Annotated in this window: 7 protein-coding genes; 2 read left to right on the top strand and 5 right to left on the bottom strand. The window is 60.3% G+C overall.

Going from position 1 to position 8,254, the window contains the following annotated elements:
• Positions 1-591 precede the first annotated feature (591 nt).
• The 5 genes from ACKVY0_RS25310 to ACKVY0_RS25290 all read right to left on the bottom strand — a co-directional run bounded on the left by ACKVY0_RS25310 (position 592) and on the right by ACKVY0_RS25290 (position 6,159).
• Positions 592-1,563: a tRNA dihydrouridine synthase gene (locus ACKVY0_RS25310; RefSeq protein ID WP_409217649.1), complete on the bottom strand. Its 972-nt coding sequence runs from the start codon at positions 1,561-1,563 to the stop codon at positions 592-594.
• A 204-nt stretch (positions 1,564-1,767) separates the two neighbouring features.
• A complete protein-coding gene (locus tag ACKVY0_RS25305; protein ID WP_409217648.1) occupies positions 1,768-2,886 on the bottom strand; it encodes an iron-containing alcohol dehydrogenase in 1,119 nt (372 codons plus the stop codon).
• Between the two features lie 9 nt (positions 2,887-2,895).
• A complete protein-coding gene (locus tag ACKVY0_RS25300; protein ID WP_409217647.1) occupies positions 2,896-3,567 on the bottom strand; it encodes a Uma2 family endonuclease in 672 nt (223 codons plus the stop codon).
• Between the two features lie 24 nt (positions 3,568-3,591).
• Positions 3,592-5,022 carry an aldehyde dehydrogenase family protein gene (locus ACKVY0_RS25295; protein WP_409217646.1) on the bottom strand — a complete coding sequence of 477 codons (1,431 nt, stop codon included), beginning with the start codon at positions 5,020-5,022 and terminating at the stop codon, positions 3,592-3,594.
• Between the two features lie 87 nt (positions 5,023-5,109).
• Positions 5,110-6,159, bottom strand: coding sequence for a lysophospholipid acyltransferase family protein (locus tag ACKVY0_RS25290; RefSeq protein ID WP_409217645.1), 1,050 nt, complete (start codon positions 6,157-6,159; stop codon positions 5,110-5,112).
• Between ACKVY0_RS25290 and ACKVY0_RS25285 the strand changes: the two genes are divergently transcribed.
• On the top strand, positions 6,158-7,159 hold the full coding sequence (locus tag ACKVY0_RS25285; protein ID WP_409217644.1) for a M28 family peptidase: 1,002 nt from the start codon (positions 6,158-6,160) through the stop codon (positions 7,157-7,159). The two genes, ACKVY0_RS25290 and ACKVY0_RS25285, sit on opposite strands and share 2 nt — an antisense overlap.
• Before the next feature lie 163 nt (positions 7,160-7,322).
• The coding region (locus ACKVY0_RS25280; RefSeq protein WP_409217643.1) for a class I tRNA ligase family protein at positions 7,323-8,254 on the top strand (932 nt) is incomplete at its 3' end.

Below are 8,254 nucleotides of genomic sequence, written 5' to 3'. Positions count from 1 at the left end.
GGACCGCGGTGATGGCTCTTGATGGACGTGTAACGTGCGCGCGGTGACTGCGGGGTCGCTGTTGGGGGCGCGCTGATGGCTCTTTTCGCGCTCTTGGAGGTTTCGTGGCCGTGGACTTCCTTCAGCGCGATGGTGCGTGCTTTGGCGTGGTGGCGCTCTCATGGCAGTTGCCCTCCTCGGGTGATCTGTAACGGCCCGCATGGTGGGGCGCGGCTTTGCAGCGGTAGTAGCCATAGCAGGCCGCTTTTCCACCCGGGTTCGTGACCAGCACCGGCTATGCGAATGGAGCGAATGCCCCCGGCGGCGTGGTGGACTCCTGGGGCTGGGAAACCACGCCGGGACTGAGCTTACGCACCAAAATTCCCCGGCCATCGAACTCACCTAGACACTGCGTGTGGTTTTGGGAACACCCGGAAACTGAGTTATTCCCACAGATTCAGAGAACCCACAGATTTGTTTTCAAACTCATGCAATCCTGTGGGTTCTCTGAATCTGCGGGATTCATGCATTTTCACCCATCGTGACGACGTGCGGTATATCAACCATGCGCTCCGTGCATCACGGCACCCGCTGCCGCCGCCGCCTTCACGTCTAAAAGCTTCGTCGGCAAACGTCCATCAGGCCCGCACGCGTCGTGCAACGACGCATCTCGCTCAGGAAGCCCTCGGCATCGGCCACCGCCGGGCCGAAGAAGTTGAGGTGCTTCTTGATGCGGTTCACTTGGTCGAGTTCGCGGGTGTTGGGCATCGTCACGGTCTCATACAATTCCGCCACATAGGTCAACAGATCGGCTGCTGTGGGCTGGAAGACGGCTTCACCGCGAACGTGCTGGCGAATTTGCTCAAACAGCCACGGATTGCGAATGGCACCACGTCCGAGCATCAGGCCGCGCACGCCGGTTTGTTGTGTGACGGCGGCGGCATCGAGATGGGAGCCGATGTTGCCGTTGGCCAGCACGGGGCAGGGGAGATTCGAGGTGGCGGTGCCGATCAAGTCGTAGCGCACGCCATCGCGATACATCTGCATGACGGTGCGGCCATGGATGGTGACGAGATCGACGCCATGCTTCGCAAACAACGGCACGAGTGCGTCGATGGTTTCGGTGTCATCGAAGCCGAGACGGGTCTTTACAGTAAACTTGACCGACACCGCCGCGCGCAGCGCTCCGAGGATGCCCTCGATGCGCGGCACATCGCGCAGCAGACCGCCACCGGCGCATTTCTTGTACACGATGGGTGCGGGGCAGCCGAGATTGAGATCCACGGCTGCGATGTTGTAATGCTGCAACTCCTTGGCGCTGCGCACGAGCGATGGAATGTCATTCCCGATCATCTGCGCGATGGCTGGCTTGCCCGTGGGATTGTGAATGAGGGAGGCCAGGATCGGCTTGTCGAGATGCGAGTCGGGATGCACGCGGAAGTACTCCGTGTAATACACATCCGCCCCACCATAGCGTGCCATGAGCCGCCAGAAGGCCAGATCGGTGACATCCTGCATCGGTGCCAGCGCCAGCAACGGCTCTGGTCGGGCCAGCAGTTGATCGAGATGTTCGGTGGGAGTCACAGCCATCTCTTAACCACGGATGGCATGGATGTTCACGGATAAATGCATGTCTGGAAGAAACTCGGATTTGCCGCAAAGGGGCAAAGCGGCAGAGGACGCAGAGTTTGAATCAGAAATCTCTGCCATCTCTGCTCCCCCGCCTGCAACGCTGTAGCACTGCGGGCAGGTCCGCCTCTCTGCGGCAAAAGCGAACGTCCCCAACGCTTAAAGCGCCGCACGATACAATTCGACAAAATCTTCCACGCTCGGCACGCGCGGATTGAACTGCGCGGTCCACTGCTTGGCGGCCATTTCGGCGAGATCGCGGAGATGTTCTTCCTTCACGCCATACTCGGAGATCTGGCGCGGCATGCGGGCTTCCCAGAGCAGTTCGCTCACGCGGTCGGCGAGGTCGCCGTCGAAGTAGCTTTCATAGACGGCGGCGATTTCGGGCAACTGGGAGTTGAACCGAATCACATGCGGCAGCATCACGCCCACGGCCTCGCCATGGACGACATTAAACTTGGCGGTCAGCGGGTTCGCACACGAATGCGCGGCACCGAGCATGCTGTTCTCGATGGCGGTGCCAGCGCAGGCCGCGCCGAGCAGCATCAGGCCGCGTGCTTCGATGTCCTGCGGATCGCGCAGCACGCGGCTGAAGCCGCTGTGGCACAAACGAAAGGCTTCGCGCGAATACAGCGACGAAAACGCATTTCGCTTGTTGGTGACGGCTGTTTCCAGCGCATGTGACAGCGCATCAATGCCGGTGCAGACGGTCACACGCTGCGGTTGCGACAACGTCAGCTCGGGATCGAGGATCGCGACCTTCGCGGCGGCTTTGGAGTCGCCGCAGGCCATTTTGACATGCGTTTCGGCATCGGAGATGAGCGCGAAGCTCTGGCACTCGCTGCCGGTGCCGGAGGTGGTCGGAATCGCGATGAGCGGCAGCATCGGCTTCGTCGCCTTGCCCACGCCCCAGTAGTCGTGCATGCGGCCGCCGTTGGTGAGGATGAAGTTGCAGCCCTTCGCCGTATCCATGCTGCTGCCGCCGCCGAGTCCGATGATGAGGTCGGCTTTGAAATCGCGGGCCACCGCCACGCAGCGGTCCACGTCCTCGGTGCTCGGATTCTCGCGCACTTCACCAAAGACCCGTGCCTGCAATCCGGCGCCCACGAGAAAACCGACCGCTTTCACCACATAGCCCGCCTTCAAAATCCCAGGATCGCTCACCACCAGCGCCCGCGTGCCGCCCAGATCGCGGGCGAGTTCTCCGACACGCGCCAGCGTGCCGTTGCCATAGATGAGGCGCGTGCGTGGCTGGTGATCGAAGGGGGCGAGGGACATGCGCTTCGATCAGAGCTTCGCAGCAGCGAAGACATCGCATGCCTTGATTCGAAATTCGGGGAAGGCTGGTGCGGCAGTGCAGACATCATCGCCGTGCATGATCTCGCCTTCGCCAGGAGCGGTATAGATGATAACCATCTCCAGACGGGGGTTTACATGCCAAACAACCTCTACACCGGCCTTGAAGTAGTCGATGAGCTTCTGGTCGTGGTAGTTACTTTGATCGCTCGGGGAGACGACCTCGATCATGAACTTCGGAATGGGTTCCTGACCTGCTTTGGCCTGACGAATTTGATCGGCTGTCAGGACGCAGAAATCAGGCTTTCTCATCATAGAATTGGTGAGCCAGACCTCTACTTCGAAGAACATTCTGCTGCCCTGCTTGCCGTGCGGTGATGCCAGAAAGGCATCAGGCAGCCCAACCATGAATCCGATTTCCTTCATTTTCATACGTTCTTCTCCCGCCTCCGCGTAGCCGTTGTTGAACTCAAACTTCCAGGTGCAGGCAAGTTCGCCTTCGTTCCAGTCGCGAGTCTCGAAGTCTTCTTTGGTCATCGCTTTGCGCAGGCCGCCCCAAGGGGCGGGATCAGGCCAGTGAATGACTTTCACTTCGTCCGGCGGAAACTCCAGCATGGGGAGGTCCTTTGCAGGCTGCTCAAGGGTGGCGGGTGGTGGCGGCATGACGGGATGCTAGGCAATTTTCTCTCACGCGCAATCAATCGAGCGGCGCTTGTAGAGGAACTCGAACATGTTGCCTTCGTGTGGCTGATCCCAACTGATCTTCATCGTGCTGATCGGCCCGATGTTGAGGCGGTCGATGTCGCCGCATTCGAGCAGGTCGTTGATGAAGGCGGGATCCTGCGTGATGGCGGTGACGATGAGCGAGTAACCGATGCGGCCGAGCACTTCGCTCTGCGGCACTTCGAGCACGCTGGCGTAGGGGCAGAGGAATTCGCGATTGGCGAGCGGATGCTTGTTGTCGGAGCACCAGATGATCGTCGGGCGCAGGAAGGTGCCGCCTTGGAACTCAGTTTTGCGCGGACCATTGCGGAACTGCGCGGTCACATCTTCCGCACCGGGTGTTTGCAGGTCGTTGTCGATCGCGCTGTCGATGTAGTCGGCCATTTTCACGTTCGCAAAGCCGGCAAGGCGGGCGTTTTCGTCATCGGAGGCCGCAGGCATCACTGGGCCGAGACGTTCAGCGAGTGCGGTGGCGATTTCTTTGCCATACTTCGGCACGATGACCGCCGAGGCGTTGATGCAGGAGCGTCCGCCGTTGTCACTGATCGAGGCGACCATGACATCAAGGTAATCACGCCAGTTCTCGATCTTGTCGGCACCGATGATGATCTTGCTCCAGCCCGGGCCATGCACCTGCACGGCGGGATTGCCTTCATACATCTTCGCCATCGCTACATCGCCGAAGACGAGGTTGCGGCCGCTGAGTTTGACGACTTCGCCGCTGCCTTCGTGGTCGGTGGGATAGAAACCAAAGGCTTCTGGCGGAGCGCCAGCGGCGATGAAGGCCTGAATCAAACGAAACGGCGTCCACGGCTCCTCGCGGCCTGGTTTGATGACGACCGGGATCTTCAACGCGATGGCTGGCAGCCAGAGTGAGTTCACGGCGGGTGAATTGCTCGGCATCACGAGGCCCAGCGACTTCGTGGTGGGGAAATACGACACCGGGCAGCCGGACTGCGTGCCGAAGCCGCGATCAATGACGCTGAGATCCAGGCCGCGGGTGAGGCCGTTGAGGATCATCTTCATGTTCGTTAGTGCGAAGTGCAGCTTGGCCATGTTGCGCTTCACCATCACATGCGGCAGGCCGCTGGTGCGTGACAGCGTGGCGATGTACTCCTGCGGCGTCTGCGTGTGACCTTTGTCACCGAGCGGCAGCGTGCCATTGAGAAATAGCTCGCCCGCTTTCGCGGTGATCTCGATCAACTGCTCCACCGTGAACTTCTTCAACGTCGCCCGTGCTTCGCCGATCTTCGCGAGGTCTTTGCGCACGATGCCAGCGTTCACCTGGCTGATTTCGGCGCAGACTTCGCCGGATTTGTGATCTTTGACCTGAGCTTTGTCGAGCGACTCGTAGGGACGGCCTTTGCGAAGAGCGGGAAGATGGGGGATGGACATTGGCTGGGGTGTTTTTTGGCAGGCGGGTGATTTACGAGTGGGGGACTCGACGGGCAATGAAAAAACTGGCACGCACGGCCAAGTCTTTCAGCAGGTTCGGCCCTCAGGCGGTAGTGGCTGCTTTTGCGGCCGCAAAGATTCTGGAATCATGTCCACTAGGTCCCAGGAATAGTTGGAATAGAATGGATAATCGGGATGCGGGGCTTCCGGAACACCGACGGGCCGGTAGCGCCAATGTTTGTACATCCACAGCCAGCATTCGGGATGCTCGCGGATGGCTTTCTCGAAGTGATCCCACACACGTTGCGTCATCTCGCGTGTGTTATCTTCTGCCGTCGGCTCGATCGCTTCGAACAGGTTGGCTTCATAGCGACCATCGGGCAACGGCCGGCAGACACCCGTGATGATGGAAAGTCCCAGTCGCTTCGCGAGTTCGACGTGTAGCGTTGGCACACAGGTCCACCGGCCAAAGCATTGAATCGCCGCCGCCGCCCGGCCTGGAGCGATGTTCAGGTCCGTGAGCAATCCCGCGTGCCCCTGACGCTTGAGCGCCTTCACGAGTTTGATCATCGCATTGTCCTGCGAAATGAAGGTGTGACCTGACTGCTCCCGCAGCCGCTTGAAGATACGTGTGATGGCGGGGTTCTTGAAATCCTGTGCCACCACCGTGAATGGAAAGCCGCGGAAGCCCCAGACTTGGCTGATCAACTCAAAGTTGCCGAAATGCGGCGTCACCCACACCGCGCCATTTTTACGCGCCTTCGCCTCGGCTGCGGGATCGGCGATGTTGATGATGAAATGCCGCTGCCAGGTATCCGCCGTGAGCTTGGCCGACCAGAACAGATCGAGAAACGTGCGGGCAAAGTTTTGATATGAACCTCGTGCGATGCGTTGACGCTCGGCCAGCGTGTAACGGTCGCCAAACGCGCAGCGCAGATTATCCAGGGCTGTTTTGCGTCCGCGTTTGTCTCCCAGATAAGCCAATATCCCGATGCCGCGTGACAGGGCCATCACCAGGCGGCGTGGCAGGAGCGGCAGCACCCAGGCGGCGGTTTCAAGCAGGGCGGTTTCAAAGAAATATCGGAGCTTCTTCACGTGGCGTTTGGTGTTTGGGAAAATCGCGTTACGATGGCGCATGGCATCGCCCAACCTCAACAACATTCTCAAACGACTCCTCAAGCAGCCGACCGCGCCGTTTCATGAGTACCATGTGCGTGCGGAGATCGAGGCCCTGCTCAAAGGCTGCCGCTATGTGAAGTTGCGGCGCGACAAGTTTGGCAACCTGCTGGCCACCTACCGCAACGGCAAGTCCAAGAGCAAGCCCACATGGGTGCTCGGTGCGCACATGGACCATCCGGCGTTCGTCAAGCCGCCCGGCAGCACGAAGCGCGATGAGTGGGATTTCCTTGGCGGCGTGGGCAAGGCCGAGGTCGATGCCGGTGTGAAACGCGGCTTGCGCAAGGTGAAGGGGCAGATCGCCACTTGGAATTTCCCCGTTAACATCACCAACACCCGCATTGAGGCCACCGCTTGCGACGACATCATCGGCTGCTCCGCCATCGTGATGACTTTCCTCGAACTCGCCCGCCTGAACATTCATACCACGGTGCATGCGGCCTTCACGCGTGCGGAGGAGGTCGGCTGGCTCGGAGCCTGGCAGCTCGCCCAGAACTGGCCGTTCGGCAAAGACAGCGTGTTCCTTTCCCTCGAAACCAGTCGGCCGGTCAATGGTGCCGTCATGGGTGGTGGCCCGATTTTGCGTGTCGGCGATCGCGTTTCCATCTTCGACAACGAAGCCATGGCCGTCTTGATGACCACCGCCAAAGAGCAGGGTATCCGCGTGCAGCGTTGCTTGCTTGATGCTGGAGCCTGCGAGGCCACCGCCACCCAGGCCGCGGGAGTCCGCAGCGCGGGCATCTCCATTCCACTCGGCAACTATCACAACCTCAACGACGCCCGTCAGATCGCTCCCGAGTTTGTCATGATGGACGATTTAAAGTCGATGATCGACCTGCTCAAAGCCCTCGTCGCCACCAAACACGACGGCATCGGCGAGCGCACCATCCGCGAGCGTGTGGAACTCCGCATGCTGGAGCACGAAGCGCACCTCAAGGCGGGCTCGAAGCTGTTCAAGTAGGCTGGGAGCGCGAGTATTCTACTCGCCTCACTTTCCTGCCGCGTCGCACGACCATGCGGCAACGAAATGATCACAACGCCCCTTCTAAAGTGGCCAGTTGGCTTCGCCATACTCGCGCTCCGTAGTTGCGTCCGCGCTCCTCTGCGCCATCCTTCGCGCCCCTATGAGCAGCGAGCAGCGCAAAGCCTTTCCTTTTTCCGAGTTTGAACCGAAGTGGCAGGACGTGTGGGAGGCCAAGAAGGCCTTCCGCACGCCGAACCCCGGTGATGCCGATTTCGATGCCTCGAAGCCGAAGTACTTCGTGCTCGACATGTTCCCTTATCCCAGCGGCGCAGGGCTGCATGTGGGGCACCCGGAAGGTTATACCGCCACGGACATCATCGGTCGTTTCAAGAAGATGTCCGGCTTCAACGTGCTGCATCCGATGGGCTGGGACGCCTTTGGTCTGCCTGCGGAGCAATATGCCATCAAAACCGGGCAGCATCCGCGTGCGACGACGGAGAAGAACATCGAAGGCTTCCGCGGCCAGTTGAAGCGCCTCGGTTTCGCCTACGACTGGGATCGCGAGGTGAACACCACCGACCCCGGCTACTTCAAATGGACGCAGTGGATCTTCCTGAAGCTCTACAACTCGTATGTGAATGAAGATGGCAAAGCCCGTCCCATCGCCGAACTCGAAGCGCAGGGCCTCAGCCGCGACGAGATCGACCATCGCCGTCTCGCTTATGTTTCGTCTGCTCCGGTGAACTGGTGCCCGGAACTCGGCACCGTGCTCGCCAATGAAGAAGTCGTGGATGGCAAGAGCGAAGTCGGCGGTTTTCCCGTCGAGCGCCGCCCGATGCGCCAGTGGATGCTGCGGATCACCGCGTATGCGCAGCGGCTCATTGATGAACTTGACGGCCTCGACTGGCCCGAGAGCATCAAGATTCACCAGCGAAACTGGATTGGCCGCAGCGAGGGAGCGGAGGTGTGGTTCAAGATTGCGGATGCTTCGGGTGGCGCGGGCGCCCGGCCCGCCGGTTCCGGCGCCCCGGGGGAAACATCCCCGGCGCACGGCAACGCCGCGGAGCGAATTGGCGCGTCGCGCGTATCCCC

The sequence above is a fragment of the Prosthecobacter sp. genome (assembly GCF_046154365.1).
Lineage (GTDB): Bacteria > Verrucomicrobiota > Verrucomicrobiia > Verrucomicrobiales > Verrucomicrobiaceae > Prosthecobacter.
The sequence above is the reverse complement of the archived record's forward strand: the minus strand, read 5'-3'. Positions and strand labels throughout refer to the sequence as shown.